Consider the following 506-nt stretch of genomic DNA (forward strand, 5'->3'; position numbering starts at 1 on the left):
TGCGTTGCATCCGAATCCATGCGGTAAGTTTTTCCAGGAATAATGATCCGTATCGGTGCTTTTTGTTTTTCTAGTGTACGAATTTGTACGGGTGATGTATGGGTTCGCAATAATTTTCTCTCTCCCATTTTATCAACATCAAAAAAGAAGGTATCATGCATTTCACGCGCTGGATGCCCTTCAGGAAAATTCAATGCTGTAAAATTATAATAATCTGTTTCAATATCTGGACCTTCGGCAAGAGAAAAACCCAACTTCGTATAAATGGCAATAATTTCCTCAATCACTTGTGAAATAGGATGAATGCGTCCCCTTTCTATAGGTGAAGAGCGAACAGGCAAGGTAACATCAACTGTTTCACGAGAAAGACGGGCATCCAGTGCCTGTCTTTTCAGAAGATCACGCTTTTGTGCCCATAATTCTAAAATGCGATTTTTTAATCCATTAAGAACAGGTCCAACTTTATGGCGCTCGCCAGCATCCATTTTTCCTAATTCTTTTAATTT

1 pseudogene is annotated in these 506 nt (G+C 39.1%); it reads right to left on the reverse strand.

Annotated elements, in window-relative coordinates:
* A pseudogene (locus ACFIO3_RS15915) lies at positions 1-506 on the reverse strand (phenylalanine--tRNA ligase subunit alpha); the annotation flags it as partial.

The sequence above is a fragment of the Bartonella sp. AD328YNZD genome, from assembly GCF_042196425.1.